At 66.6% G+C, this 23,576-nt stretch carries 30 protein-coding genes and 2 tRNA genes; 16 read left to right on the top strand and 16 right to left on the bottom strand.

What is annotated here, in order from left to right:
- Positions 1-5: 5 nt before the first annotated feature.
- Positions 6-695, bottom strand: coding sequence for a tRNA (guanosine(46)-N7)-methyltransferase TrmB (trmB, locus tag KBY70_RS07450; protein WP_094559236.1), 690 nt, complete (start codon positions 693-695; stop codon positions 6-8).
- A 2-nt stretch (positions 696-697) separates the two neighbouring features.
- The gene (locus KBY70_RS07445; protein WP_254987977.1) at positions 698-1,978 is read right to left on the bottom strand and encodes an FIST N-terminal domain-containing protein; all 1,281 of its coding nucleotides are present in this window, start codon (positions 1,976-1,978) and stop codon (positions 698-700) included.
- Positions 1,979-2,014: 36 nt separating this feature from the next.
- Between KBY70_RS07445 and KBY70_RS07440 the strand changes: the two genes are divergently transcribed.
- Together KBY70_RS07440 and KBY70_RS07435 are read left to right on the top strand one after the other, a co-directional pair.
- Positions 2,015-2,668: a DUF3177 family protein gene (locus KBY70_RS07440; RefSeq protein WP_409996034.1), complete on the top strand. Its 654-nt coding sequence runs from the start codon at positions 2,015-2,017 to the stop codon at positions 2,666-2,668.
- A 9-nt stretch (positions 2,669-2,677) separates the two neighbouring features.
- A complete protein-coding gene (locus tag KBY70_RS07435; protein ID WP_254987976.1) occupies positions 2,678-2,989 on the top strand; it encodes a hypothetical protein in 312 nt (103 codons plus the stop codon).
- A 4-nt stretch (positions 2,990-2,993) separates the two neighbouring features.
- Here KBY70_RS07435 and KBY70_RS07430 read toward each other — a convergent pair whose 3' ends face one another.
- From KBY70_RS07430 to KBY70_RS07420, 3 genes are read right to left on the bottom strand one after another with little or no spacing between them, the layout of a single operon-like run.
- On the bottom strand, positions 2,994-3,521 hold the full coding sequence (locus tag KBY70_RS07430; protein WP_254987975.1) for a cupin domain-containing protein: 528 nt from the start codon (positions 3,519-3,521) through the stop codon (positions 2,994-2,996).
- On the bottom strand, positions 3,518-6,466 hold the full coding sequence (ileS, locus tag KBY70_RS07425; protein WP_315859701.1) for an isoleucine--tRNA ligase: 2,949 nt from the start codon (positions 6,464-6,466) through the stop codon (positions 3,518-3,520). The genes KBY70_RS07430 and ileS overlap by 4 nt, the downstream gene beginning before the upstream one ends.
- 25 nt (positions 6,467-6,491) lie before the next feature.
- Entirely contained in the window at positions 6,492-7,028 is a 537-nt protein-coding gene (locus KBY70_RS07420) for a Ycf66 family protein (RefSeq protein ID WP_254987974.1), read from the bottom strand.
- Between the two features lie 80 nt (positions 7,029-7,108).
- Here KBY70_RS07420 and KBY70_RS07415 point away from each other — a divergent pair.
- Together KBY70_RS07415 and crtR are read left to right on the top strand one after the other, a co-directional pair.
- A tRNA-Leu gene (locus tag KBY70_RS07415) sits at positions 7,109-7,190 on the top strand.
- 55 nt (positions 7,191-7,245) lie between these two features.
- On the top strand, positions 7,246-8,271 hold the full coding sequence (gene crtR / locus KBY70_RS07410; RefSeq protein ID WP_254987973.1) for a beta-carotene hydroxylase: 1,026 nt from the start codon (positions 7,246-7,248) through the stop codon (positions 8,269-8,271).
- Between the two features lie 27 nt (positions 8,272-8,298).
- Here crtR and gatC read toward each other — a convergent pair whose 3' ends face one another.
- Both gatC and KBY70_RS07400 read right to left on the bottom strand, forming a co-directional pair.
- A complete protein-coding gene (gene gatC, locus KBY70_RS07405) occupies positions 8,299-8,592 on the bottom strand; it encodes an Asp-tRNA(Asn)/Glu-tRNA(Gln) amidotransferase subunit GatC (RefSeq protein WP_094559169.1) in 294 nt (97 codons plus the stop codon).
- Positions 8,593-8,625: 33 nt separating this feature from the next.
- Positions 8,626-9,408 carry a creatininase family protein gene (locus tag KBY70_RS07400; RefSeq protein ID WP_094559240.1) on the bottom strand — a complete coding sequence of 261 codons (783 nt, stop codon included), beginning with the start codon at positions 9,406-9,408 and terminating at the stop codon, positions 8,626-8,628.
- A gap of 63 nt (positions 9,409-9,471) precedes the next feature.
- Between KBY70_RS07400 and KBY70_RS07395 the strand changes: the two genes are divergently transcribed.
- A complete protein-coding gene (locus KBY70_RS07395; protein WP_094559170.1) occupies positions 9,472-9,768 on the top strand; it encodes a DUF6679 family protein in 297 nt (98 codons plus the stop codon).
- 10 nt (positions 9,769-9,778) lie between these two features.
- Here KBY70_RS07395 and KBY70_RS07390 read toward each other — a convergent pair whose 3' ends face one another.
- Positions 9,779-9,916 carry a hypothetical protein gene (locus KBY70_RS07390; RefSeq protein WP_198953805.1) on the bottom strand — a complete coding sequence of 46 codons (138 nt, stop codon included), beginning with the start codon at positions 9,914-9,916 and terminating at the stop codon, positions 9,779-9,781.
- An 88-nt stretch (positions 9,917-10,004) separates the two neighbouring features.
- Here KBY70_RS07390 and KBY70_RS07385 point away from each other — a divergent pair, with 88 nt between their 5' ends.
- Positions 10,005-10,607 (top strand): DNA-3-methyladenine glycosylase, encoded by a 603-nt coding sequence (locus KBY70_RS07385; RefSeq protein WP_315859700.1) that lies wholly within the window; start codon positions 10,005-10,007, stop codon positions 10,605-10,607.
- Entirely contained in the window at positions 10,604-11,227 is a 624-nt protein-coding gene (locus KBY70_RS07380) for a Uma2 family endonuclease (RefSeq protein ID WP_094559176.1), read from the top strand. The genes KBY70_RS07385 and KBY70_RS07380 overlap by 4 nt, the downstream gene beginning before the upstream one ends.
- Before the next feature lie 23 nt (positions 11,228-11,250).
- Here the strand turns inward: KBY70_RS07380 and KBY70_RS07375 are convergent, their stop codons facing one another.
- Together KBY70_RS07375 and KBY70_RS14555 are read right to left on the bottom strand one after the other, a co-directional pair.
- On the bottom strand, positions 11,251-11,670 hold the full coding sequence (locus KBY70_RS07375; RefSeq protein WP_158217017.1) for a type II toxin-antitoxin system VapC family toxin: 420 nt from the start codon (positions 11,668-11,670) through the stop codon (positions 11,251-11,253).
- Positions 11,667-11,909: an AbrB/MazE/SpoVT family DNA-binding domain-containing protein gene (locus KBY70_RS14555; protein ID WP_094559177.1), complete on the bottom strand. Its 243-nt coding sequence runs from the start codon at positions 11,907-11,909 to the stop codon at positions 11,667-11,669. Before KBY70_RS14555 ends, KBY70_RS07375 begins: the two co-directional genes overlap by 4 nt.
- A gap of 98 nt (positions 11,910-12,007) precedes the next feature.
- Between KBY70_RS14555 and KBY70_RS07370 the strand changes: the two genes are divergently transcribed.
- A complete protein-coding gene (locus tag KBY70_RS07370; protein WP_254987972.1) occupies positions 12,008-13,036 on the top strand; it encodes an aspartate carbamoyltransferase catalytic subunit in 1,029 nt (342 codons plus the stop codon).
- On the opposite strand, the gene KBY70_RS07365 is transcribed toward KBY70_RS07370, so the two are convergent.
- From KBY70_RS07365 to KBY70_RS07350, 4 genes are all read right to left on the bottom strand, one after another.
- Entirely contained in the window at positions 13,023-13,379 is a 357-nt protein-coding gene (locus KBY70_RS07365; protein ID WP_233128402.1) for a DUF565 domain-containing protein, read from the bottom strand. The two genes, KBY70_RS07370 and KBY70_RS07365, sit on opposite strands and share 14 nt — an antisense overlap.
- 328 nt (positions 13,380-13,707) lie before the next feature.
- On the bottom strand, positions 13,708-13,905 hold the full coding sequence (locus tag KBY70_RS07360; protein WP_094559179.1) for a hypothetical protein: 198 nt from the start codon (positions 13,903-13,905) through the stop codon (positions 13,708-13,710).
- A gap of 42 nt (positions 13,906-13,947) precedes the next feature.
- Positions 13,948-14,109, bottom strand: a complete 162-nt coding sequence (locus KBY70_RS07355; RefSeq protein WP_254987971.1) for a PCP reductase family protein — start codon at positions 14,107-14,109, stop codon at positions 13,948-13,950.
- Between the two features lie 34 nt (positions 14,110-14,143).
- Positions 14,144-14,216 (bottom strand) — tRNA-Ala (locus tag KBY70_RS07350).
- A 156-nt stretch (positions 14,217-14,372) separates the two neighbouring features.
- On the opposite strand from KBY70_RS07350, the gene KBY70_RS07345 reads away from it, so the two are divergent.
- Positions 14,373-14,588 carry a DUF2555 domain-containing protein gene (locus tag KBY70_RS07345; RefSeq protein ID WP_094559181.1) on the top strand — a complete coding sequence of 72 codons (216 nt, stop codon included), beginning with the start codon at positions 14,373-14,375 and terminating at the stop codon, positions 14,586-14,588.
- Positions 14,578-15,831, top strand: a complete 1,254-nt coding sequence (gene coaBC, locus KBY70_RS07340; RefSeq protein WP_254987970.1) for a bifunctional phosphopantothenoylcysteine decarboxylase/phosphopantothenate--cysteine ligase CoaBC — start codon at positions 14,578-14,580, stop codon at positions 15,829-15,831. Before KBY70_RS07345 ends, coaBC begins: the two co-directional genes overlap by 11 nt.
- 12 nt (positions 15,832-15,843) lie before the next feature.
- Here the strand turns inward: coaBC and KBY70_RS07335 are convergent, their stop codons facing one another.
- Positions 15,844-16,179, bottom strand: a complete 336-nt coding sequence (locus KBY70_RS07335) for a hypothetical protein (protein ID WP_094559183.1) — start codon at positions 16,177-16,179, stop codon at positions 15,844-15,846.
- 139 nt (positions 16,180-16,318) lie between these two features.
- Here KBY70_RS07335 and psbO point away from each other — a divergent pair, with 139 nt between their 5' ends.
- From psbO to KBY70_RS07310, 5 genes are all read left to right on the top strand, one after another.
- The gene (gene psbO / locus KBY70_RS07330) at positions 16,319-17,131 is read left to right on the top strand and encodes a photosystem II manganese-stabilizing polypeptide (RefSeq protein WP_094559184.1); all 813 of its coding nucleotides are present in this window, start codon (positions 16,319-16,321) and stop codon (positions 17,129-17,131) included.
- A 136-nt stretch (positions 17,132-17,267) separates the two neighbouring features.
- Complete coding sequence (gene sat, locus KBY70_RS07325; RefSeq protein ID WP_254987969.1) at positions 17,268-18,434, top strand: sulfate adenylyltransferase; 1,167 nt, start codon at positions 17,268-17,270, stop codon at positions 18,432-18,434.
- A gap of 48 nt (positions 18,435-18,482) precedes the next feature.
- Entirely contained in the window at positions 18,483-20,327 is a 1,845-nt protein-coding gene (gene ftsH3, locus KBY70_RS07320) for an ATP-dependent zinc metalloprotease FtsH3 (protein WP_094559186.1), read from the top strand.
- 13 nt (positions 20,328-20,340) lie between these two features.
- Positions 20,341-20,970 (top strand): bifunctional 4-hydroxy-2-oxoglutarate aldolase/2-dehydro-3-deoxy-phosphogluconate aldolase, encoded by a 630-nt coding sequence (locus KBY70_RS07315; protein WP_254987968.1) that lies wholly within the window; start codon positions 20,341-20,343, stop codon positions 20,968-20,970.
- Positions 20,971-21,025: 55 nt separating this feature from the next.
- Positions 21,026-21,538 carry a hypothetical protein gene (locus tag KBY70_RS07310; protein ID WP_254987967.1) on the top strand — a complete coding sequence of 171 codons (513 nt, stop codon included), beginning with the start codon at positions 21,026-21,028 and terminating at the stop codon, positions 21,536-21,538.
- Positions 21,539-21,565: 27 nt separating this feature from the next.
- Here KBY70_RS07310 and aroC read toward each other — a convergent pair whose 3' ends face one another.
- A complete protein-coding gene (gene aroC, locus KBY70_RS07305) occupies positions 21,566-22,654 on the bottom strand; it encodes a chorismate synthase (RefSeq protein WP_254987966.1) in 1,089 nt (362 codons plus the stop codon).
- 59 nt (positions 22,655-22,713) lie between these two features.
- Here aroC and nth point away from each other — a divergent pair, with 59 nt between their 5' ends.
- Complete coding sequence (gene nth, locus KBY70_RS07300; protein WP_094559189.1) at positions 22,714-23,367, top strand: endonuclease III; 654 nt, start codon at positions 22,714-22,716, stop codon at positions 23,365-23,367.
- Positions 23,368-23,576 lie beyond the last annotated feature (209 nt).

Raw genomic sequence — 23,576 nt, 5'->3', positions numbered from 1 at the left:
TGCCGTCAGGCCGGATTATCGACCCCTTCCAGCAGATCCTCCAGGGTGTCGAGCGGTGGCAGGTTGTGGCTGTTGCGCCGGTAGAGCACTCGGTACACCGGCAGCCCCTGGGCCAGCACGTAGGTTTCGCGCTCGGTGGGCACCGGTAGGGGGTTGTCGGCCCGCCAGGGACGGCTGTCTTCGGGCGGGCGATCGAAGCCGCCAGTGGCCTCGATCAGCTGCACCATCGGCGTGATCACCGCCAGCACATCGCTCTGGATGAACAGCTCCCGCCCTGGGGCCAGGGCCTCGGCCAGGGCCAGCAGCAGGGCGGGCTGCAGCACCCGCCGTTTATGGTGCTTCTTCTTGAACCAAGGATCCGGAAACTGGATCGAGACCCGCTCCAGCAGTCCGGTGGGCAGCGCCGCCAACCAGTCCTGCAGGCTGATGTTGGCGTTGCAGAAGAGGATGTGCAGGTTGGTCAGGCCCAAGGCCTGGCGCTCGACTTCAGCGGCATCCACCAGGGCCCGGCGGATCTCCACGCCGAGGTGGTTGCGGCCAGGCTGATGCTGGGCCAATGCCAATAGAAAGCGGCCGCGGGCGCAGCCGATGTCGAGGTGCAGGGGCTGATCCGGCGCACTGAACAGCTCCGCGGGCGCCGGTAGGCGCCGGGGCTGTTGGAAGAAGCGGCTGAGCGGATTGACGTGCTGGCGCACCATCAGCTGTCTCCGCGCTGCACCAGAAAGGCGAGGCTGGCGGTGTAGCCATGCAGGTGGGTGCTGCCGGCCACCGGCCCGATCTCGCCATTGCAGAACACCCCGGCGATCGGCACCTGGGCAAACGTCTCGCGGCAGAGGCTCACGTCGCCATCGGCTTCGCCGTAAAGCCCTGCGCCCCTGCCAAGACAGGCGAACAGCAGGGTGGCCAGGGGCTCTGGTTGGCGCGCTTGCTGCCGGCCGAGGAGCTGGCGCAGTTCTTGGCGTGAGGCGGCAGCATCGCGCAGCTGGAACTGCACCTGTTGACCCACCCGCATGCGTTCGGCCACGGCCACGGCCCCATTGCGAGGATCCACGCCGATCAGGTTGCGCACCAGGAAGGCCGTGGGACCGTCCGGTTCTGCGCGCTCGAGGCTGAAGCTGCTGCGGCCGACCCCCAGAAACAGGGAGTTCTTCACCAGCTCCCGCTCTCGGGGGTTGAGCTCGGTGAGGATCGCTTGCAGGGCGGCCACCGGGCTGCGGCGGGCCTGGCCCTGGCTCACTTCCAGCACCACATTGCGTTGGGCTTGTTCGACATCGAACACCGGGCCGATCGGGCGACAGCCCTGGGCCACGACCGGATCGAGCTGCCAGGCACCGCCGATCAGGCAGCCGACGGCTCCGCGCACGACCTGGTCGTTGAACAGCAGGGAGCCATGGGGGGCGCTGTGCTGGCCGGCAATGCCGCCGAGTTTGACCGCCTCCGGAGCGGCGTAATCCAGGCCGCTGATCAGATCGTTGATGCGGGAGCAGCTGGGATCCACCAGCAGCAGCATCGAGGGGCTGGACGCGGGGTTGGCTGGTTCCGGAACGCCCAGCAAGGCGCGCCAGGGGTCGGCTGGGCCATCCAGGTCGGGCAGGGTGTCGGTGTTGATGGCAAAGGGTTGGAGCTTGGCGCCAGGCAGGCGCAGCAGGGTGACGCTCAGGGCCGGCTTGTTTTCCAGTTCATGGGGGGCTCCGGAGGGGTCGGTGCCCACCACGCCACCACCCAGGCAGCCCAGCCAGTGCTCGGCCCGCAGCTGCTCGCGCAGCAGGGGCAGCAGCCGCGGCAGATCACTGGCGTAGCTGGCCGCGGCAAACACCAGGGCCAGATCCGCTGGGCCTGCGCCGCGCAGCTGGCGGGCAATGCTCTCCACCGCAGCCTGCAGAGAGGTTTCGGTGGCCAGGGCGGTGCGGCACCAGGCCTGATCGGGCCGGCCTGCGAAGGGGCGGGAGAGCCAGCTGGGCAGTGAAAAGGCGGCCATGGGCTGGACCCTATCGCCCGCCGGGGGCCACGGATAATGGCGCCTTACCGAACCAGCCGCGTGCTCGCCGCCCTGCCCGAACCGTTGTACCGCTCGCTGGTGTGGCTCGATGTCCGCCTGGCCGTCCTGTTCAGCATCGCTTTGCCCCTGGTGCTCTTGATTTGGGCCACCGTGCGGCGCGAGGGGGCCCTTGTGCGGCTGCTGGGCATCTATTGGAAGGTGGCCAGCTTGCTGCTGCTTGCCACCCTGTTGCTCACCGACCGCCGGCCCCTGGGGTTTGTGGTGGCCGTGCTGGCCCAGCTGCTGGTGGTTGTAAGTGTGTGGTTTTGGGTGGATCTCAACGAGGAATTGGCCGATCTGCCGCCCTGGCGGCCCTTGCCCCTCACTCTGCGCATCTGGCGCTGGAGCCTGACGGTGTGGGGTCTGGCGGGGGCGGCCTTCAGTGCTACGGCCCTCCATTGCCTGGATGGCGCCGCCCTGGGCAAGGCCCAGTGCGCCATTTGGATCCAGCCCCCCCTGGGGCTGCACCGCCACGTGGAAGCCCTGTTTGATTTCGTCTTCGGCGGTGAGTGGACCCCGGCCGTGGCGGCGTTCATCGGCTACGTGGGCCTGGTGGCCTACGTGGTGGGCCTGCTGCAGTGGCTGCTGGTGCGCCTGCCCAAGCAGGGCCGCATCGCTGGGGAGTTCTGAGGGGTGGCGATGGTGGATTCGGCCCTGCTTGCCCAGTTGGAGCTGCTCAGTCGCGATCGCCCCGACCGGGTGCTCCGCTTGCGTGGCCAGTTGCAGGGCGCTGCTGAGGTGGCGGAAGCGTTTGAGCTGGTGATGTTTCGGGGCTTCTCGAGCAGCACCACCCATCCCACGGCCTACGACCCTGATCAGCCGTTGCTGCCTGATGGAGCCGTGATCGAGACGGCTGAACTGCTGCTGGGCCCCCTCAACCCGTCTGCTGAACAGCGGCTGGCTGGTCCGGCTCCGGTGGATGGGTTTCTCGATCCCGTCAGCTGGCTCTGAAGGCTCACAGGCACCCCGCACAGAGGCGTTGCCAGTGCGGGCAGATCCGGCTCAGGGGCTCGGCATGGGCGGCCAGCTGGGCCTGGCTCGCCAGCTCGAAGTCGGCGAAGTCAAATCCGGGTGCCACGGTGCAGCTCACCAGGCTCCAGGCGCTGCCGGGCAGGGGTTCGGCTGCAAACCAGCTGCCCGCCGGCACCATGTGCTGGGGCTGCACTCCGGCCGACAGGTCGAGCCCCAGATGGGTGGAGCGCGCCTGGCCAGCCGGGCAGAGCTCATGGATCACCAGTCCGCCACCACCGTGGTGATGCCAGAGCTCGTCGGAGGCGATGCGATGCCAGCACGAGCGCTCGCCCGCTGCCAGCAGAAACAGGATCGCCGTGCTGGCTGCCCTGGGCCCCCGCGGGCTGTTCACCTGTTCGCTGGCCCGGTAGGTCTCGCGGTAGTGACCGCCTTCCGGGTGGGGCTGTAGCTGGAGCTGGGCGATCAGCTCTTCGGCACGGAACCCAGGGCCCGCTGCCGCAGGGCTGTTCATCCAGCCAGCACCGTCACGCAGCGGCCACAGAGGGTCGGGTGGGCGCTGTGGCTGCCGATGTCGGTTTCGTAGTGCCAGCAGCGCTCGCACTTCTGCCCTGCGGCTTTGGCGATCCGCACCCGCACGCCAGCGTCCTCGGCCTCTTGCAGAACAGCCTCCGGGGCTGCGCCACCAATGCGCAGGCCCGACACCAGCAGCCAGTCGGCCAGGTTGTCGACGGCGTGGTGGGGTGAGTGCTCCAGCCAGCCGAGCGCTTCCACCAGCACCTCGCTACCTGCGGTGAGATCCAGCTGCACCTGCGCTTCCAGCGAGGCGCCCAACTGGCCGCCGGCGCGGCAGCTCTCCAGCTGGCGGTTCACCAGGGCGCGGAGCTCCAGGATGGCGGCCATCGGAGCCTCCAGCTCTGGCTGGCGCCATTCCGCGGGCGCCGTCGGCCAGCCCCGCTCAAACACCGAGGCCTCGGCCACTGGGTAGGGCAGGTTCTGCCAGATGTCTTCGGCCATGTGGCAGAGCACCGGCGCGATCAGCCCAGCGAGGCGCTCCACCACCAGGCTCAGCACGGTCTGGCAGCTGCGGCGGCGGAACTCCGCGGCACCACTTACGTAGAGGCGGTCCTTGGCGATGTCGAGGTAGACGTTGGAGAGATCGACGACGCAGAAGTTCTGCAGCGCCTGGAAGAAGCGGTAAAACTCGTAGCGCTCGAAGTCTCCCGTCACGCTGTCGATCAGGGCAGCGGTGCGCTGCAGCATCCACTGATCCAGCAGCGGCAGCTCAGCGAGGGGCACGGCGTCGCCGCCTTCAGCTTGGGGGCGCGGGTCGAAGTCGTGCAGGTTGCCGAGCAGGTAGCGAGCCGTGTTGCGCACTTTGCGGTACACATCGGCCAGCTGCTTGACGATCCCCGGCCCCAGTGGCACATCGGCGGAGTAGTCCACCGAGCTTACCCACAGGCGCAGCACATCGGCGCCGTAGGCCGGATCCTGTTTCTCGTTCTTACCGCCCTCCACCAGCACCGCCGGATCCACCACGTTGCCCAGGGATTTGCTCATCTTGCGGCCCTTCTCATCGAGGGTGAAGCCGTGGGTGAGCACCCGCTTGTAGGGGGCATGGCCGTTGACGGCCACCGAGGTGAGCAGGCTGCTCTGAAACCAGCCGCGGTGCTGATCGCTGCCCTCGAGATACAGATCGGCGGGGTAGTGCAGGCCCCGCTCCTGGAGCACGCCGGCCCAGGAGGAGCCGGAGTCAAACCACACGTCCATGGTGTCGGTGCCCTTGCGCCATTGGCCGGCTTCGGCGGCGTAGGCCCCCGGCAGCAGGCCGGACTCATCGCGCTGCCACCAGACGTCGGCGCCGTGCTCGGCGATCAACCCCTGGATGTGGCGCAGGGTGGCTTCGTTGAGCAGCACCTCGCCGCTGTCGCGGTGATAAAAAACAGGGATCGGCACGCCCCAGGTGCGCTGGCGGCTGATGCACCAGTCGCCCCGCTCGCTCACCATGGCCTCGATGCGGTTGCGGCCGCTGGCCGGCAGCCACTCCACCGCCGCGATCGCCTCGAGGGCGGCGGCGCGGAAGCCTTCCACCGAGGCAAACCACTGCTCGGTGGCGCGGAAGATCGTGGGCTTCTTGGTGCGCCAGTCGTAGGGGTAGCGGTGCGCGTACCGCTCCTGCTTGAGCAGCAGGCCGGTGGCCTCCAGGGCCGCGATGATCGTGGGGTTGGCGTCCTTCAGCACGTTGGTGCCGGCGAAGGGGCCGGCTTCCGCGGTGAGAGTGCCGGCCTCATCCACCGGGCAGAGCACCGGTAGACCCGCCTTTTTGCCGGTGTTGAAGTCGTCGACGCCGTGGCCCGGGGCCGTGTGCACCAGGCCTGTGCCTGCTTCGGTGGTGATGTAGTCGCCGCCGATCAGCACCGGGCTGGAGCGCTCCAGCAGCGGATGGCGGTAGACGATGCCTTCCAGAGCGGCGCCCTTCACGGTCAGCAGCGGCGTGAGCGTGAGCCCCAGGCTGGTTTCCAGGCCCTCGCGTAGCTCGGCAGCCACCACCAGGTGGCTGGCGGCAGGGGCGGCACCCTCACCGCGCGGGGCCACGGCGCAGATGGCGTAGTCGAGCCGCCCATTCACCGACACCGCCAGGTTGGCGGGCAGAGTCCAGGGGGTGGTGGTCCAGATCGCTACGGCCAGGCCGCCAGCGCCCGTGGCGGCTTCGGCCGGCAGGCCGCTGGCACTGAGCTGGGCCGCCAGGCCTTCAGGCAGCTCCACCACCGGGAAGGCCGCATACACGCTCGGAGAGGTGTGGCCGTCGGGATATTCGAGCTCGGCTTCGGCCAGGGCGGTGCGGGAGCTGGGGCTCCAGTGCACCGGCTTGAGGCCCCGGTAGATGTGGCCGGCCAGCACCATCGCGCCGAACACGCCGATCTGGGCAGCCTCGTAGTTCTTCTGCAGGGTGAGGTAGGGCTGATCCCAGTCGGCCCAGATCCCCCAGCGCCGGAAGCCGGCCTTCTGGCCCTCCACTTGTTCCAGGGCGTAGGCGTGGGCCTTCTGGCGCAGGCTCACGGGGGTGAGCTCGGCCCGCTCGCTGCTGCTCAGCCCTTGCAGCACCTTGAGTTCAATCGGCAGGCCGTGGCAGTCCCAGCCCGGCACGAACCGCACTTTCTTGCCCTGAAGCAGGGCGGTTTTGTTGATGATGTCCTTGAGGATCTTGTTGAGCGCATGGCCCACGTGCAGGGCCCCGTTGGCGTAGGGCGGCCCGTCGTGCAGGGTGAAGGCCTCGCCCGCGTTCTCCTGGCTGAGCCGCGCGTAGATCTGCCGCTCGGCCCAGAACGCCTGGATCTCGGGCTCGCGCACCTTGGCGTTCGCCCGCATGGCGAAGGGCGTCTGGAGCAGGTTGAGGGTGTCCTTGTAGGAGATCTGCCCCGCTGCGGCGGTGCTATCGGGGGCAGAGCTGGCGGTCACGTCGCCACAGGGCAGCAAGGGCCGATTATCCCGCTTGGCTGCTGGCCGCCTCCGGCTCTGCTGGTTCAGCCTCGATCAGGGCATCGATCTCGGCAAAAGAGCTCACCACCACGGTGCCTGCCGGCTCGGGTTCCTCGGGGCGTACCCAGCGTTTGCCGCTGGTTTTCGGTTGGCGGCGCTCCGCGAGCCACTGCCCCAGCCCGGTGCTGCTCGCGCCCACCTGGGCGATCAGATGGGTCACGGTCGCTCCCGCCTGCTGCAGGCTCGTCTGCCAGCGCTCCTTCGACCAGAGCCGCTGCTGTTCCTCCTGGCTGAGCTGCCGCCAGCGCCCCTGGGACACCTCCGCCGCTAGACGGCCGATCAGCAGCCCCCCGCAGAGCACGCCCAGCATTGGTGCTCCGGTGAGCCGATCGGCACTGGTCACCAATATCAGGCCCAGCAGGAGCACCACGGCACCCCAGACCGAGTCCCGCGGCCGGCTCAGTTCGGTGGCCAACAGCGGCAGCAGCAGGATGGCGAGGCCGAGCAGCAGTGCCAGGAGTCCGCCCAGGGTGGCGAGCATGGCCGGATCAGAAGGATTCCACCATTCTGGGTGGCCTCCTGGGTGTGCGCTTCTCGCTCCTGTCCCTACAGTCCCGGTTCGCCCACCTGGCGGAATTGGTAGACGCGCTGGTTTTAGGTACCAGTGGCCTTGGTCGTGGGGGTTCAAGTCCCCCGGTGGGCATCAACGTTTTCTTAAGTTGCCGGGAGCCAACCCTTTGGGACCTGTTTCAACCGCGATGACACAGGTTTTGGTAGCGACCCCCACGACCGTCGCCCCTGTCGGGGCTAAGCCGACACCGTCGAGCTTGGTGCCGCGCGAGTTTCTCGATCCCCCGGCCCCCTGGAATCCCACGGTGGGCCTGTTCCTGGCCGGCTATGGCCTGGCAGCCCTCACGATCTGGGGCTGGTTTGCGGGGGGCTGGCCCCTGCCCATGTTGCTGGCCACCGGATTTCTGGCCTTGCACCTGGAGGGCACCGTCATCCATGACGCCTGCCACAACGCTGCTCACCCCAACCGCTTCTGGAACGCGGTGATGGGCCATGGCGCCGCCCTGCTGCTCGGCTTCAGCTTTCCGGTGTTCACGCGGGTGCACCTGCAACACCACGCCCATGTCAACGACCCCAAGAACGACCCAGATCACATCGTCAGCACCTTCGGGCCGTTGTGGTTGATCGCACCGCGCTTCTTTTATCACGAGCTGTTCTTTTTCCGCCGGCGTTTATGGCGCCGCTATGAACTGCTCGAGTGGGGGATGGCCCGGGGCATTTTTGCGGCGATTGTGATTGCGGCCGCGAAATATAATTTTCTCGATTTTGTGTTCAATTGCTGGTTTGCACCGGCTCTGATGGTGGGCGTCACCCTCGGCCTGTTCTTCGACTACCTGCCCCACCGCCCCTTCCAGTCGCGCAACCGCTGGCACAACTCACGTGTTTATCCAGGGCGGCTGATGAATTGGCTGATCATGGGGCAGAACTACCACCTGATCCACCACCTCTGGCCATCGATTCCCTGGTTTGAATATCGGCCTGCCTATCACGCCACCAAATCGATTCTGGATGCCAAAGGCTCACCTCAGCGTCTTGGAGTGTTTGAAAGCAAAAGCGATGGGTTCAATTTCCTTTATGACATCTTCTTGGGGGTGCGCAGTCACCGCAAGAAGCGCAGCAAGCTGCGTCCCATTGCTGCCCTGATGCCCACCCGGCATGCGCGCCGGCGCGTGCTGGAGCTGCTGCACCGCACGGCCGTTTCCCCTAAGCGCTAGGAGCTCGTCCGTTAGTCGACCCGAATTTTAGTCGGCCAGAATTTTTGGCACGCGAATGAAGTTGCCTTCCCGCTGGGGGGCTTCGTCGAGAAGCTCTTCCCGCACGCTGGTGGGCGTCACGATGTCCTCGCGGGTCACGTTCACCACTTCCACGGCACGGGTGGTGGGAGGCACGCCTTCGGTGTCCACCGTTTCCAGGTGGGCTACATAGTCGAGGATGCGCTCCAGCTGCCCGGTGTAGGTGGCGATCTTCTCCTCCGGCAGGGCGAGGCGGGCCAGTTGGGCCACCTTGCGCACGTCGTCGGCAGTGATCTTGCTCATGGGGGCTGAACTCTCTGGCCTCGAAGCTAGCGCTCAAGCCAGAAAGGCTTCCAGGTCGGCGGCCAGGGCCGTGGCAGCCAGATCCAGGAAGCGCTCACCGTGGCTGGGCTGGGCCAGATAGGGGTTGGAGCCCATGCGGCCGTCAGGGTGGCGGCGGCGGAAATCCTCGGGCCCGTGGATGGGCCCGGCGGGGGCCGGTTCCGGCAGGGGGCGCTGCTTGGTTTGCAGGCTGGGCTCCAGGTGCAGGGTGAGGGCGATCTCGCTGGGGGTGGCATGGTGGCCCTCCTGGTCGCCATAGAGGCTGCGGGCCTCCTGCATCACCGGCCCAGCCATGAACCAATTGGCCAGCTTGCAGCGCAGCTGTGGGGCATTCGGCAGCCCGCGACTGGCGGCGGTGGCATAGGCCTGGGCGAAGGCGGCCTTGCTGGTGGCGATGTTGCCGCCGTGGCCGTTGATCACGTAGATCCGCTCGAAACCGTGGCGCGCCAGCGACAGCACCACGTCGTGCAGCACCGCCAGCAGGGTGGAGGGCTGCAGGCTCACCGTGCCGGCAAAGCCGAGGTGGTGCTCGGCCATGCCGAAGGCCTGGGCCGGCGTCACCAGCACGCCGGTGCGGCGGCCCACCTCCAGGGCCACCGCTTCGGCGGTGAGCGCGTCGGTGCCGATGGCGCCGGTGGGGCCGTGCTGCTCGGTGGAGCCCAGGGGCACGATCACGCCCTTGCAGTGCTCCAGATAGGCCTCCACTTCGGGCCAGCTGCGCAGTTGCAGCCGGATGGCTTCGGTGGGGCTGGCAGCCCGAGGGGCGGATTGGGTCATGGTGAACAGCAACGGGCCCGGGCGGGCTGCCTAGGATTTCGATGCCAGCAGTGCCCAGGGCCCATGCTGCACCGCAAGCTCTACCAGTTTTGTGCCGAACAGCGCCCGGTGTGGGTGTTCCTGCGGGACCAGCAGCGCTGGATCGAGGAGGCCACCGTGGTGGAGATCGAGGGAGATCTCGTCACCCTGCGCTACGACGCCGAGGACGACGACGAAACCCACAGCTGGGAGGAGAGCGTGCGTCTCGACTCGATCGGTGCCGTCAGCACCCGCCTGGCCTATGTGTGCCGCAGCGGCAGCCCCGATGACGTGATCACCTCCGAAGACTGCCCCGAAGCCGAGCGGCTCAGCAACCCCTAAAAAGGCTGGATCAGTGGGCGGTGCCGTTGCCGTCGTAGTTGTCGGTGTCGTAGTAGCCGCCCTTGGTGCCGAAGAACAGGGTGGCCAGCACAAAAAAGCCGCTGCCGAAGATCAGCACGGTGGCGAGGGTAAAGCCGGTGGAGTTCATGGCAGCCCGCAGGCCTGATGCATCAAGGCCCAGTCTGCTGGCTGCCGCGGCTGCTGGCGAGCAGCGCCCCGATCTTGTGGGGAATCCGTTGCCGAAGGCGTTCTTCGCCCGCCCCGCTGAGGTGGTTGCCCCCGAGCTCATCGGCTGCCTGCTGGTGAAACGCCAACCCACTGGGGAGCTGCTCTGGGGCGTGATTGTGGAAACGGAGGCGTATTGCCAGAGCGAGCCCGCCTGCCACGGGCATCGCCGCCGCTCTCCCAGCAACGAAACCCTGTTTGGTGAGCCAGGGCGGTTTTATGTCTATGTGAGTTATGGCATTCACCACTGCGTGAATGTGGTGACGCACCGGCCCGATTGGGCGGATGGCGTGTTGCTGCGTGCCGTGGCCCTTCCTGGCGAGCCCGACCGGGTGGCGGCAGGTCCGGCGATGTTGGCGCGTTGGTTTGGCATCGATCGTTCCCATGACGCCCAACCGGTGCATCCCGATCAGGGGTTGTGGATCGCCCCGCGGCCGCCCGAGCTGGTTGGATTGGGCGATGCCGACCTGATGCAGACCAGTCGCATCGGCATCAGCCAGGGCCAGGACATTCCATGGCGCTGGTATTGGCGGGCCAGCCGCAGCGTCAGCAGGCGGGCCAAGGGGGATCGGCAGCCCCCCTACGATGAATTGGTCTTCTTGCTGGGGCTATGACCATTGCTCCTCCAGCACCAGGGGCTGATGCTCTGGCGCCCCTGCAGCTGCCTTCTGATCTATGCCTCAGCCCGGAGCAATTCGCTGCCGTCTGTGCCGCCAATCCAGAGGCGGTACTCGAGCTCGATGCTGCTGGGAACCTGATCCACATGACTCCAACCGGCGGGGAAACCGGCGCCCGTAACAGTCGCCTGTTGATGCGCTTTCTGGCCTGGGCCGATCAGCTCGGCGGCTGGCAGGTCTTTGACAGTTCCACCGGCTTTCGTCTGCCTGACGGCGCGGTGCTCAGCCCCGATGCCTCCCTAGTTCGTCTGGAGCGCTGGCAGGTCCTCACCCCTCAGCAGCGACGAAGCTTTCCACCCCTTTGTCCAGATGTGGTGGTGGAACTCGCCTGCCCCAGTGATCAAGGCCCCCGCGCTGTTGCCGCCCTGCGCCAGAAGATGGCGGCTTACCAGGCCAACGGGGCCCAGCTGGGCTGGTTGCTGATCCCTGAGGAGCGGGCTGTGGAGGTCTGGCCGGTGGCAGGTGAGCCGTACCGCATTGAGGCTGCCACCCAGCTGGATGGCGGCCAGCTTCTGCCGGGGTTGCGGATCGAACTGCAGGACATCTGGCAGGTGTGATCCAGGGCTCGTGCCCGGGAGCATCAGCTGGGAGTGATCACCCGCGGTTGCAGATTCAGTGCGCGTGCAGGCTTGGCGAAGCTGCGCTGATCGAAGGAGGCGATGGCTGTGCAGGCGCGGCAACTGGCATGGTGCAGCGCATCGGCGAAATCAAGTCCGGCACGTAGCCCTGCCAAGGCCTGTTCGATTGCGGCGCGGTCTTCAATCTGGAGGCTTGGCAGGTTCAGCAGTGCGTCAAAGACAAGCCCAACCTGATCTCGGCTGAATCGGTAATACCCCCGCAGCACCCACTCCAGTTCCAGAGCCACGGTTTTGGGTACATACAGGCCTTGGCCCGATTCGAGCAAGGTGCGTGCGGCTTCCCGCTGCTTGACGGTGGCGTCATCGGCGCCGGCTTCGTCGATGAAGTAGCGGGCCAGCACATTGGTGTCTAGGCCGATCACGGCTGCAACAACGTGGCCGGATCGAATTCGCTTGGCACCGGTGGGATGGTCGTTTTCAGCAGGCCAAAGCCGCTGTGTGTTGGGCTGCTTGCCGGTCGCGCCGGTCTGATCTCCAGGTGATCGCCCACCAACTCAAAACAAACACGGCTGCCCCTGTGCAAGCCCAGCTGCTGCCGCATCATCTGAGGAATCGTCACCTGCCCTTTGCTGGTCACGGCGCAACCGCTGGATTCAGCCATGGCGGGGCCTTGCTTTGGGAGAGGTATTACTTGGTAAGAATAGGTGCTGTTGGGTCCCTCGGCTGGCCCTACCCTGAGAACGTGAGCCGCCGCACCCCTTGAGCAGCTGGAGCCACCGCCACGTGCTGGATCTGGCGGCCTTCTCGCTGGATGACTACGCCACCGTGCTCTCGCTGGCCCAGCGCTTCCGGGCCTTGCCGGTCGCCGGCGCCCGCAAGTTGCCTGCCCTGCAGGGGCGGCTGATGACCAGTCTGTTCTTTGAGCCCAGCACCCGCACCCGCAGCAGCTTCGAGCTGGCGGCAAGGCGCCTCTCGGCCGATGTGCAGAGTTTTTCGCCCTCCTCCAGTTCCCTCAGCAAGGGCGAGAGCCTGCTCGATACGGCCCGCACCTACGTGGCCATGGGCGCCAACGTGTTGGTGGTACGCCATCGCTGCGCCGGGGTGCCCCAGAGCCTGGCGGCCGATCTGGATCAGGCCGGTGAGCGGGTGGCGGTGCTCAACGCCGGAGATGGGTTGCACAGCCACCCCAGCCAAGGTCTGCTTGATCTGTTCACCTTGGCGCGTCATTTCGCCCCGGCGGCCCCCACGCCCGCGGCCCTGCGCGGCAAGCGGATCGTGATCGTGGGCGATGTGCTCCACTCCCGGGTGGCCCGCTCCAATCTCTGGGCCCTCACCGCCTGCGGCGCCGAGGTGGTGCTCTGCGGCCCGCCCACCCTGCTGCCCGATGCCTTCGCTGATTTCGTGGCGGCGCCGCCTCCCGGCCAGGCGGCTGATCCGGTGGCGACGCGCGGCCCGGTGCGGATCGCCCGAAGTTTGGAGGCGGCCCTGCCTGGAGCCGATGCGGTGATGACCCTGCGGCTCCAGAAGGAGCGCATGCACCAGCACCTGCTTACCAGCCTCGACACGTACCACCGCCAGTTCGGCATCACCCGCGCCCGCCTGGCCCTCTGCGGCCAGCCGGTGCCCCTGCTCCATCCAGGCCCGGTGAACCGGGGCGTCGAGCTGGCCGGGGAGGTGCTCGACGATCCGGCCGTTTCGCTCGTAGAGGAGCAGGTGCGCAACGGCATCCCGATTCGAATGGCTCTGCTCTATCTGCTGGCAGCAGCCGAACCGCTCACAGCAACTTGAAACCGTCCAGCAGCAGCCCGTAGAGCAGGCCGATGCGCGCCATGTCGATCAGTTGCAGCACCAGGCCATCACCACTGCGGCGCAGCAGGGGCCCCCGGGCACGGATGGCCAGCTCGATGGCGACCACGCAGATCAAGGCCCCAACGGGGTCGAGTTGGGCCAGGGTGCCGGTGAGTGAGCCGACGGCCCCGCCGATGCTGAAGCTGATCAGCAACACGATCAGCAGCAGCGACAGCCGCCGCCAGGGGTTGCCAGCCCAGCCTTCCAGCCCCGCCCTGGCCTGTGCAACCCGTTCTTGAAACCGGGTCTGCTGGTAGGGCCGTTCCGGGGGGCTGGCGATCACGACCGCACCTGCATGAGTGGGAGGCCATCAGTGGAAGGCCTTTAGCGTGGACTGAAATGAGGGGGGCAGGGAAGCTGACGGCGGTGATCCCCATCACCCGGCCCGAGCCCTGCCCAATCCTGTCTACACCATCTCTGGAGTGTGCGCAGCCTTTTACCGCTACAGATAGGGGATTCCAATAAAAAAGCCCGCGGCCGAAGCCCGGGCTGGGTGATGGGGACGTTGCAACCAAAGCGCCTGGATGGAGTGCTTACAACGGCAGAGCGGACGTTTGCCAGAGCGTCCCCAGGGGGCCTTGACGCCCTGGGGAGCAGCCCCGGTCTGCGTCTCAGCCGTCGCTGTCTTTCTTGCGGGAGGACTTGCCCTCCAGGAGTTCGAGCAGGGCCTCCATCTGGGCCATCACGCCGCGCACCTCACCGGCCTCGGGGAGCAGGCCGTCATCCATCACGCCCTGGTGCATTTCACGGAGCTCCTGGCGGATGTACCGCAGGTGGCTAACCACCTGTTCGCGTTTCGATTGCGACATCGATGGGTGTTGTACCAAAGACCCTTTTACCGCATCGCCGGATCACTTCTGTCCGAACTGGGCCTTGGCCTGCTCATAAAAGGGGGCGTCGACCTCGCTGCGGCCGGCTTCCTGGGCCATCGATTCAATGCGTCGCCGCACCGCAGGCCGCACAAAAAAGGGCACTTCCTTGAGTTTGGCTTCGGCGTCGGGATGCCAGTTCATGGTGGAGGTTCAGGCCTTCCCGCTGGTCAGAAGATGGAGAATAGGGGACTCGAACCCCTGACCTCTGCGGTGCGATCGCAGCGCTCTACCAGCTGAGCTAATTCCCCGATCCAACGAGCCCGAGGGCGCGTCTCTGCCAGAAATTATCAGTCCTGTGGCGGTGGCTGTTGTCCTGAGAGCCGAGAATGGAGATCACTGAGCAGGCCAGCGACTTGACCGATTCCCTACCCAAGGCTGCTTCCTCAACGATGGCAGCCTCCCCAATGACAGCAGCCGCAGCGATCACGCCTGAGTTGATCGCCTCCTTTGATGAGGCATCAACCGCCGCCTTGGCCCTCCGTCTCGACGAAGACGACTACCCCACCCCCTTCGCGGGCCTGCAGGACTGGCATCTGATGCGTGCGCTGGCCATTCACCGCCCTGAGCTGGCGCGTCCCTACGTGCATCTGGTGGACCAGGAACCCTTCGATGAGGACTGAGCCGGCCGACTCCGCTTCTGTGTTGGTCGACCCCCTGGCGGGCCGCCGCATCCTGGTGGGAATCAGCGGCAGCATTGCGGCCGTCAAGCTGCCGTTGGTGGTGAGCGCCCTGGCCCAGCGCGGTGCCGAGGTGCGTTGCGTGCTCACGTCCTCGGCGGCCGCCTTGGTGAGTCCGGTGGCCCTGGCGAGCCTGAGTCGCCATCCGTGCCACCTCGACGCCGATCAGTGGAGCCATCACGCCCCCCGCCCACTGCATGTGGAGCTGGCGGAGTGGGCGGAGTTGGTGCTGGTGGCTCCCTTGAGTGCCACCAGCCTGGGCCGCTGGGTGCACGGATTGGCCGACACCCTGCTGGCCAGCATCCTGTTGGCCACGGAGGCGCCGGTGCTGGCGGCGGCGGCCATGAACACGGCGATGTGGGCTTCCCCGGCGGTGCGGCGCAACTGGGAGCTGCTGCAGGGTTTTGAGCGGGTGTTGCCGTTGGGGCCTGCGGCGGGCCTGTTGGCCTGCGACCGCCGCGGGGATGGCCGCATGGCCGAGCCGGTGCAGTTGCTGCTCGCCCTGGAGAGCCTGCAGTTGTGGGGCTGGCAGCGCGACTGGGCTGGCCTGCGCTTGCTGGTCACGGCCGGCCCAACCCGCGAGCCGCTCGATCCGGTCCGCTGTCTCACCAACCCCAGCACCGGACGGATGGGCGTGCTGCTGGCTCAGGCAGCACGGCTGCGCGGGGCGGAGGTGACCTTGGTGCATGGCCCCCTGGCCCTCGATCCCCAGCTGCTGGCGGGGCTGCGTTGCGAGCCGGTCGAGACGGCAGCCCAGATGGAACAGGCCCTGCTGCGTCTCCAGCCCGAAGCCGATGCCATCGCCATGGCGGCGGCGGTGGCCGATCACCGCCGCCAGCAGCCGCTGGCGCACAAGCTCAGCAAGGAAGCCCTGGAGGCTGAGCTCACCTCCGGCTGGCAGCCGGTGCCCGATCTGCTGGCCGGCCTGGTGGCCCGCCGGCCCGCCGGTCAGCGGATCCTGGGCTTTGCCGCCCAGTCGGGTGAGGTGCTGGCCGAGGCCCGGGCCAAGTGGGCCCGCAAGGGCTGCGATCTGTTGTTTGCCAATCCGATTGATCAGGCTGATGCCGGGTTTGGTGTGGACACCAACCACGGCTGGCTGCTGGGCGGCGTTGGCGGTGAGCAACGGCTGCAGCCTGGCTCCAAGCTGGCCATTGCCCAGCAGTTGCTCACGGCCCTGCGCCCTTAAGAGCGGCAGGCTTCAGGCGGCCAGGGGCTCGCCGTCGGGGGTTTCGTTGTGGGGCCCATCGTGAGCTCCGTCGTGCTGGAGCAGATCCATGAAGGTGCGCAGCTGAAGCCGGGGGATGTAGGGCCAGCCGCCACTGCGCTCGACGCTCTGCAACAGGCTGAACAGCTGACCGCGATCGGCGGGGAGGCTGCTGCGGAAGGGTCCGTCCTGAACGGAACGGTGCAGTTGCTCCAGTTGTCGCAACAGGGTCAACAGGGCTTCCGGCTGGCCCTCCAGTTCACTGGCCAGGTGTTCGAGTTGCTGCAGTTGGCTGGTGAGGCGCTCCTGCTGGGACGGGGTAAGGCTCATGTCTTGTCTCTCTTCGCGCGCGGCGGGCTCTCGCATACAGGTTGTTGAGAGCCGCGACATCGTACGGGGAATCAGGGTTTTGCACCGGTAGGATCCGCCACAGCCCAGTTCCCATCCCCCGTCTCTGGGGCGTTCCCCCATGCGTTTTCGTCCTCTGCTGGCCCTTGTGCTGGCGCTGTGCCTGACCCTGGTGACCGCCTGCAGCGGCGGGGCCAAGGCCGTGGATCGCGCCAACCTCACCTACGACGACATCCACAACACCGGCCTGGCCAACGATTGCCCGACCCTGCCCGATTCGGCCCGGGGCTCCATTGCTTTGGATGCTTCGTCGAATTATCAGCTCCGCGAAATCTGCATGCACCCCGCTGAGGTGTATGTGAAGGGCGAGCCCGCCAACAAGCGTCAGGAGGCCCAATTTGTGGCCGGCAAGATCCTCACCCGCTTCACCTCCAGCCTGGATCAGGTGTACGGCGATCTCAACGTCAGCGGCGATGGCCTGACCTTCAAGGAGCTGGGCGGCATCGACTTCCAGCCCATCACCGTGCTGCTGCCCGGTGGCGAGGAAGTGCCCTTCACCTTCTCCAGCAAGGAGCTGCTGGCCACCGCTGATGGTGCAGCCCTCACCACCAGCACCGATTTCGAAGGCTCCTATCGCGCCCCCAGCTACCGCACCAGCAACTTCCTCGATCCCAAGGGTCGTGGCCTCACCACCGGCTACAGCAGTGCGGTGGGCCTGGTGCCGGCTGGCGATGAGTTCACCGGCGAAACCGTGAAGCGCTACGTCGATGGCTCCGGCACGATGAATCTCTCCATCACCAAGGTCGATCCGACCACCGGTGAGTTCGCTGGCGTGTTCACCGCCATTCAGCCCTCTGACTCCGACATGGGCACCAAAGCCGTCGTCGACGTCAAGATCGTCGGCCAGCTCTACGGCCGCCTCGAACAGGTCTGAGCACTCCGCGCACACCAGTTGCCAAGAGCCCCGGAAGGGGCTCTTTTTGATGGCCGCACCTGTTTGCGACCCTCAGAGCTCGAGCGGTGTGCTGCTGGTCTGGGAGAATCCATCCTCCCCTGAGCGTCCGCCCGCGATGACCGTTGCCGACTCCGCCGCCACCGGCCTGATTGCCCCCCATGGCGGCGCGCTCGTCAACCTGATGGTGGCGGCCGGTGAGCGGGAGTCGCTGAAGGCAAGCGCCAGCCGCCGCCTTGAGTGCAGCGACCGCAATGCCTGCGACGTGGAGCTGCTGGTGGTGGGCGGCTTCTCCCCCCTGCGCGGCTTCATGCACCAGGAGGATTACGACGCCGTGGTGGCCGGCCATCGCACCAGCAGCGGCCTGCTGTTCGGCCTGCCGATCGTGTTCGACACCGACGATGCCTCGATCGGTCTCGGCGAGCGGCTGCTGCTCACCTACCGGGGCCAGGAGCTGGCCGTGTTCACGGTGGAGAGCCGCTGGGAGCCGGACAAGGCCCGCGAAGCCCAGGGCTGCTATGGCACCACGTCGATCGAGCACCCCGCTGTGCGGATGATCACCGGTGAACGGGGCCGCTTCTACCTGGGCGGCAGCGTGCAGGGCCTGGAGTTGCCCCAGCGGGTGTTTCCTTGCAAAACACCTGCCGAAGTGCGCGCCATCCTGCCCGAGGGCCAGAGCGTGGTGGCCTTCCAGTGCCGCAATCCCATCCACCGCGCCCACTACGAGCTGTTCACCCGGGCTCTGGAGGCCAGCAACGTGAGTGAGCAGGGTGTGGTGCTGGTGCATCCCACCTGCGGGCCCACCCAGGACGACGACATCGCCGGTGAGGTGCGCTTCCAGACCTACGAGCGCCTGGCGGCCGAGGTCAACAACCCACGCATCCGCTGGGCCTACCTGCCCTATTCGATGCACATGGCCGGCCCGCGCGAGGCCCTGCAGCACATGATCATCCGCAAGAACTACGGCTGCACCCACTTCATCATTGGCCGCGACATGGCCGGCTGCAAGAGCTCCCTCAGCGGCGACGACTTCTACGGCCCCTACCAGGCCCAGGATTTCGCCCGCGACCATGCCCCCGAGCTGGGCATGGAAACCGTGCCCTCGCTCAACCTCGTCTACACCGAGGAGGAGGGCTACGTCACCGCCGAGCACGCCGAGGCCCGTGGCCTCCACGTGCGCAAGCTCAGCGGCACCCAGTTCCGCCAGATGCTGCGCGGCGGCGAGGAGATCCCGGAATGGTTCGCCTTCCGTAGTGTGGTGGAGGTGCTTCGGGCTGCGGCCTGAGCCAGTTAACATTCTGTTACTAAATTCTCATCAGCAGAGGCACGAGTCTTGAAAAAGCGCTGGCGCAACGCGGGGCTCTACGTCCTTCTCGTGATCGTGATGATCGCGGTGGGCACCGCCTTCCTTGACCGACCCGATCCGGCCAATGCGCCCCGCACCCTGCGATACAGCGATTTCGTGGAGGCGGTGCAGGGCAATGAGGTGTCCCGGGTGCTGATTTCCCCCGACCGGGGCACGGCCCAGGTGGTGGAAAACGACGGCCGCCGCGCCGTCGTCAACCTCGCCCCCGACAAGGATCTGCTGAAGCTGCTGACCGACCACAACGTCGACATCGCCGTGCAGCCCAGCCGCGAGCCGGCGGCCTGGCAGCAGGCGGTGGGCAGTCTGATCTTCCCCCTGCTGCTGCTCGGGGGTCTGTTCTTCCTGTTGCGCCGCGCCCAGGGCGGAGGTGGTAACCCAGCCATGAGCTTCGGCAAGAGCAAGGCGCGGGTGCAGATGGAGCCCCAAACCCAGGTCACCTTTGGCGATGTGGCTGGCATCGAGGGAGCCAAGCTTGAGCTCACCGAAGTCGTCGACTTCCTCAAGAACCCCGATCGTTTCACCGCCGTCGGCGCCAAGATTCCCAAGGGTGTGCTGCTGGTGGGTCCTCCGGGCACCGGCAAAACCCTGCTCGCCAAGGCGGTGGCCGGCGAAGCAGGTGTGCCGTTCTTCTCGATCTCCGGTTCGGAGTTTGTCGAGATGTTCGTCGGCGTCGGCGCCAGCCGCGTGCGTGACCTGTTCGAGCAGGCCAAGAAGAGTGCGCCCTGCATCGTTTTCATCGACGAGATCGATGCCGTGGGTCGTCAACGGGGCGCTGGCCTCGGCGGCGGCAACGACGAGCGTGAGCAGACCCTCAACCAGCTGCTCACCGAGATGGACGGCTTTGAGGGCAACACCGGCATCATCATCGTGGCGGCCACCAACCGCCCCGACGTGCTCGATGCAGCCCTGATGCGTCCCGGCCGTTTCGACCGCCAGGTGGTGGTGGATCGTCCCGACTACGCCGGTCGTCTCCAGATCCTCGGCGTTCACGCCCGCGGCAAAACGCTTGCCAAGGACGTTGACCTCGACAAGATCGCGCGCCGCACCCCCGGCTACACCGGTGCTGACCTGGCCAACCTGCTCAATGAAGCGGCGATTCTTGCCGCTCGGCGTCAGCTCACCGAAGTCTCCATGGACGAGGTGAACGACGCCATCGAGCGGGTGATGGCGGGCCCCGAGAAGAAGGACCGGGTGATGAGCGAGAAGCGCAAGCGCCTGGTGGCTTATCACGAAGCGGGCCATGCCCTGGTGGGCGCCCTGATGCCCGACTACGACCCGGTGCAGAAGATCTCGATCATTCCCCGCGGTAACGCCGGCGGGCTCACCTTCTTCACCCCGAGTGAAGAGCGCATGGAGTCGGGTCTTTATTCCCGCTCCTACCTGCAAAACCAGATGGCCGTGGCCCTGGGTGGACGCGTCGCCGAAGAGATCGTCTACGGCGAAGACGAAGTCACCACCGGTGCCTCCAACGACCTGCAGCAGGTGGCCCGCGTGGCCCGACAGATGGTCACCCGCTTTGGCATGAGTGATCGCCTCGGTCCTGTGGCCCTCGGCCGCAGCCAGGGCGGCATGTTCCTAGGCCGCGACATCGCTGCCGAGCGTGACTTCTCCGAAGACACTGCCGCCGCCATCGACGAGGAGGTGAGCCAACTGGTGGCCGAGGCCTACAAGCGTGCCACCGCCGTACTCACCGAAAACCGTCCGGTGCTCGATGAGCTGGCCGACATGCTGGTGGAGAAGGAATCGGTGGATGCCGAAGGTCTCCAGGAGCTGCTGATCCGCAGCGATGTCAAGGTCGCTGAATACGTCTGAGCCCGAAGCTGGCTTGATCGAGGCTGGCTTGATTGAGGCGTTGCACCACCAGCCATTGCTGGTGGTGCTTCGTGCTTTCGACCCTCTGGATCTTGCCGAGTCGCTGGAGCGGCTCCAATTGCTGGGTGTTCACCAGGTGGAGATTGCCTGGAGTGGTCATCCCCAGTGGGTGCCCCACTGCGCCTTGTTGCGCCAGCGTTTTCCGCGGCTTCATCTGGGGGCCGCTTCAGTGCTGGATGGCGCCGGACTTGCGGCTGCGGCTGCTGCAGGCCTTGCCTACGTGGTGTCGCCGGTGCTGGATCGCCAGCTGGTGGATCGGGCCCGGCAGTTGCGGTTGCCGTTGGTGCCTGGTGTGCTCTCGCCAACGGAGGTGCACCAGGCGTGGCTTTGGGGTTGCTCGCTGGTCAAGTTGTTTCCCGCCAGCAGCGTGGGGAAGGCCTACTGGCAACGCTTGGCCGGCCCTTTGGGGGGAGAGCGCAGCTTGCCCCATTGCATCGCCGCTGGAGGTCTTCGTCCAGGCGACGTCGAGCCCTGGCTTGAAGCGGGCGTGGATGCGGTGGCCCTGGGGGGAGCCCTCGCCAACGACGCGGAGTGGCAGCTTTTGGCCGCCCTCGTCGCGCGATTGGGGGCCCGATCGCGCTGATGTGTTGCCGTTGCGAGTCTGCAGTGCTACAGCTGAGACAGAGGTTCCCCCTTTTATGTCTCAGCTCACCATCAAGCTCAGCGACAAGGCCGATGCGTTGATCGCCCAACTGCAGAAGGAAATTTTCAATCGCCGCCGCAAGAAGGTCTCCGCCGCTGGCGTGATCGAAACCCTGGTGGAAAGTGGAGCCAAGTCGCAGTCCGACAAGCGGTTTGCGACCTCCTGGAGCAATCTGATTGCCGACATTGAGAAGGCGGCCAAGGTTGCCGACGCCCACGGCGCCAAGCCTGCCAGCCTTACCGATGCCGAGTGGGCGATGGTGCTCAGCCACCGCAGCCGCGCCGCCAAGCCAGCAACCCGCAAGCCGGCCAGTGCGTCTGGGGTGCCTAAAAAGACGGTGCCTAAAAAGCCGGTGCCGAAAAAGCCGGCACGCAAACCAGCTCGCAAGACCGCTGTGTCCACTGCGGTGTCCACCAAGCGCGCGGGCTCATCGCCGGCGCGGCGGATGGCGAAGGCCGCCGGACTGCTCGGCGGCAACGGCCTGCAGCCCACTGCGGCAGCGATCTAGTCCAACAGAACAGCCTGCCGCTGCTGATCACCACAGGCTGCACTGGGCCTGCTGGCGCAGCAGGTGATCGGCGAGCACCAGGGCCACCATGGCCTCCACCATCGGCACCGCCCGCGGCAGTACGCACGGGTCGTGCCGACCCTTGGCTTCCAGGGTGGTGGCTTCACCCCGATCGTTGATGGTTTGCTGCGCTTTGCGGATCGTCGCGGTGGGCTTGAAGGCCACCCGGATCACGATCGCTTCGCCGTTGCTGATGCCGCCCTGGATTCCGCCGGAGTTGTTCGTGGCGGTGCGCAGCTGGCCGGCCTCGCTGGGCAGGAAGGCGTCGTTGTGCTCACTGCCCTTGAGCAGGGTGCCACCGAAGCCGGAGCCGATTTCAAAGCCCTTGGTGGCGGGTAGCGACATCACCGCCTTGGCGAGGTCGGCTTCCAGCTTGTCGAACACCGGCATACCCAGCCCCACCGGCGGCCGCCGCACCACGCATTCGATCACGCCGCCACAGGAATCGCCCTCGCGACCGATCGCCTCGATCCGCTCCACCATGCGCCCCGCCATGGCTGGATCGGGGCAGCGCACCATGTTCGATTCCACGGCCTCAAGGGTCACCGTGTTGGGGTCGATCGGCGCCTCCAGGTCGTGGATGCGCTTGACCCAGGCGAGCACTTCGGTGCCATGGGTCTTGGCCAGTAGCTGTTTGGCAATCGCCCCGGCGGCAACGCGGCCGATGGTTTCTCGGGCTGAAGCGCGGCCGCCACCGCTACGGGCTTGGATGCCGTATTTGGCCTGGTAAGTGGCATCGGCGTGGGAGGGGCGGAACGCCACCTCCATCTCCTTGTAATCCTGAGGTCGCTGGTCCTTGTTGCGCACCACCATGGCGATGGGCGTGCCCAGGGTCACCCCATCGAGCAGGCCGCTGAGGATCTCGACCCGGTCGTCCTCTTTGCGGGGGGTGGTGATCTTGCTTTGGCCCGGCTTGCGGCGATCCAGTTCCTGCTGAATCGCCCCAACATCAAGATCAAGCCGCGGCGGGCAGCCGTCCACGATCACGCCGACGCCCCCGCCGTGGGATTCGCCGAAGGTGCTGATCCGAAAAAGCTGACCGAAGCTGCTGCCCATGGGCGACCTGCGCTGGGCCGAGCCTACAAACTGGGCTTCGCTGGCGGCATGGCGCAACCTTGAAGAAGCAGGAACGGGCCACGCTGATCATGGAGCGCCTGCAGGAGCATTACCCCGAAACCCCTGTTCCTCTCGACCACAGCGATGCCTTCACCCTGCTGGTGGCGGTGCTGCTCAGTGCCCAGTGCACCGACAAGAAGGTGAACGAGGTCACCCCGGCCCTGTTTGAAGCTGGTCCGGACCCTGCCGCCATGGCGGCGTTGAGCGAACAGTCGATCCTGGCCCACATCCGCCAGCTGGGTCTCGCCCGCACCAAAGCCCGCAACGTCAAGCGCTTGGCGGAGCTGCTGCTCGAGCGCCATGGTGGCCTGGTGCCCTGCAGTTTTGAAGCGCTCGAGGCGTTGCCGGGGGTGGGTCACAAGACCGCCAGCGTGGTGATGGCCCAGGCTTTTGGCGTGCCGGCCTTTCCCGTGGATACCCACATTCACCGCCTGGCCCAGCGCTGGGGGCTGAGCAGCGGCCAGAGCGTGGTGCACACCGAGCGCGATCTCAAGGCCCTTTTCCCCAAGGAGGCCTGGAATCGGCTGCACCTCCAGATCATTTTCTACGGCCGTGAGTTCTGCACGGCCCGGGGTTGCGACGGCACCGTCTGCCCACTGTGCCGAGAGCTGTATCCCCGGCGCCGCAGCGCGGTGATCTGGCGGAAGGCCTGATCCCGACCCCAGGTGGTGTATTTAAAGCCGCTGTTGCGGTTGTGAAACAGCCTGTGCAACAACGCCACAACCATTTCCAAGGCCATCTCCCATGAAAAAGCCCCCTCCGAGGAGGGGGCTTGAGGGATTCCGTTTGAGCGTCACGCTCAGCAGAGGCTGTTGCCTCAGCCGATTGCCGGTGCGGTCAGAGCCACGGGGGTGGCTTCTGC

It is taken from the genome of Cyanobium sp. ATX 6E8, from assembly GCF_024346335.1.
GTDB lineage: Bacteria > Cyanobacteriota > Cyanobacteriia > PCC-6307 > Cyanobiaceae > Cyanobium_A.
This window is presented reverse-complemented; position numbering and strand designations above follow the sequence as displayed.

Excerpts from the sequence above, each read along its gene's own strand:
- KBY70_RS07445 (WP_254987977.1), bottom strand. The coding sequence starts at position 1,978 with ATGGCCGCCTTTTCACTGCCCAGCTGGCTCTCCCGCCCCTTCGCAGGC.
- KBY70_RS07440 (WP_409996034.1), top strand. The coding sequence starts at position 2,015 with ATGGCGCCTTACCGAACCAGCCGCGTGCTCGCCGCCCTGCCCGAACCG.
- KBY70_RS07435 (WP_254987976.1), top strand. The coding sequence starts at position 2,678 with ATGGTGGATTCGGCCCTGCTTGCCCAGTTGGAGCTGCTCAGTCGCGAT.
- KBY70_RS07430 (WP_254987975.1), bottom strand. The coding sequence starts at position 3,521 with ATGAACAGCCCTGCGGCAGCGGGCCCTGGGTTCCGTGCCGAAGAGCTG.
- KBY70_RS07420 (WP_254987974.1), bottom strand. The coding sequence starts at position 7,028 with ATGCTCGCCACCCTGGGCGGACTCCTGGCACTGCTGCTCGGCCTCGCC.
- crtR (WP_254987973.1), top strand. The coding sequence starts at position 7,246 with ATGACACAGGTTTTGGTAGCGACCCCCACGACCGTCGCCCCTGTCGGG.
- gatC (WP_094559169.1), bottom strand. The coding sequence starts at position 8,592 with ATGAGCAAGATCACTGCCGACGACGTGCGCAAGGTGGCCCAACTGGCC.
- KBY70_RS07400 (WP_094559240.1), bottom strand. The coding sequence starts at position 9,408 with ATGACCCAATCCGCCCCTCGGGCTGCCAGCCCCACCGAAGCCATCCGG.
- KBY70_RS07395 (WP_094559170.1), top strand. The coding sequence starts at position 9,472 with ATGCTGCACCGCAAGCTCTACCAGTTTTGTGCCGAACAGCGCCCGGTG.
- KBY70_RS07390 (WP_198953805.1), bottom strand. The coding sequence starts at position 9,916 with ATGAACTCCACCGGCTTTACCCTCGCCACCGTGCTGATCTTCGGCAGC.
- KBY70_RS07380 (WP_094559176.1), top strand. The coding sequence starts at position 10,604 with ATGACCATTGCTCCTCCAGCACCAGGGGCTGATGCTCTGGCGCCCCTG.
- KBY70_RS14555 (WP_094559177.1), bottom strand. The coding sequence starts at position 11,909 with ATGGCTGAATCCAGCGGTTGCGCCGTGACCAGCAAAGGGCAGGTGACG.
- KBY70_RS07360 (WP_094559179.1), bottom strand. The coding sequence starts at position 13,905 with ATGTCGCAATCGAAACGCGAACAGGTGGTTAGCCACCTGCGGTACATC.
- KBY70_RS07355 (WP_254987971.1), bottom strand. The coding sequence starts at position 14,109 with ATGAACTGGCATCCCGACGCCGAAGCCAAACTCAAGGAAGTGCCCTTT.
- KBY70_RS07345 (WP_094559181.1), top strand. The coding sequence starts at position 14,373 with ATGACAGCAGCCGCAGCGATCACGCCTGAGTTGATCGCCTCCTTTGAT.
- coaBC (WP_254987970.1), top strand. The coding sequence starts at position 14,578 with ATGAGGACTGAGCCGGCCGACTCCGCTTCTGTGTTGGTCGACCCCCTG.
- KBY70_RS07335 (WP_094559183.1), bottom strand. The coding sequence starts at position 16,179 with ATGAGCCTTACCCCGTCCCAGCAGGAGCGCCTCACCAGCCAACTGCAG.
- psbO (WP_094559184.1), top strand. The coding sequence starts at position 16,319 with ATGCGTTTTCGTCCTCTGCTGGCCCTTGTGCTGGCGCTGTGCCTGACC.
- sat (WP_254987969.1), top strand. The coding sequence starts at position 17,268 with ATGACCGTTGCCGACTCCGCCGCCACCGGCCTGATTGCCCCCCATGGC.
- KBY70_RS07310 (WP_254987967.1), top strand. The coding sequence starts at position 21,026 with ATGTCTCAGCTCACCATCAAGCTCAGCGACAAGGCCGATGCGTTGATC.
- aroC (WP_254987966.1), bottom strand. The coding sequence starts at position 22,654 with ATGGGCAGCAGCTTCGGTCAGCTTTTTCGGATCAGCACCTTCGGCGAA.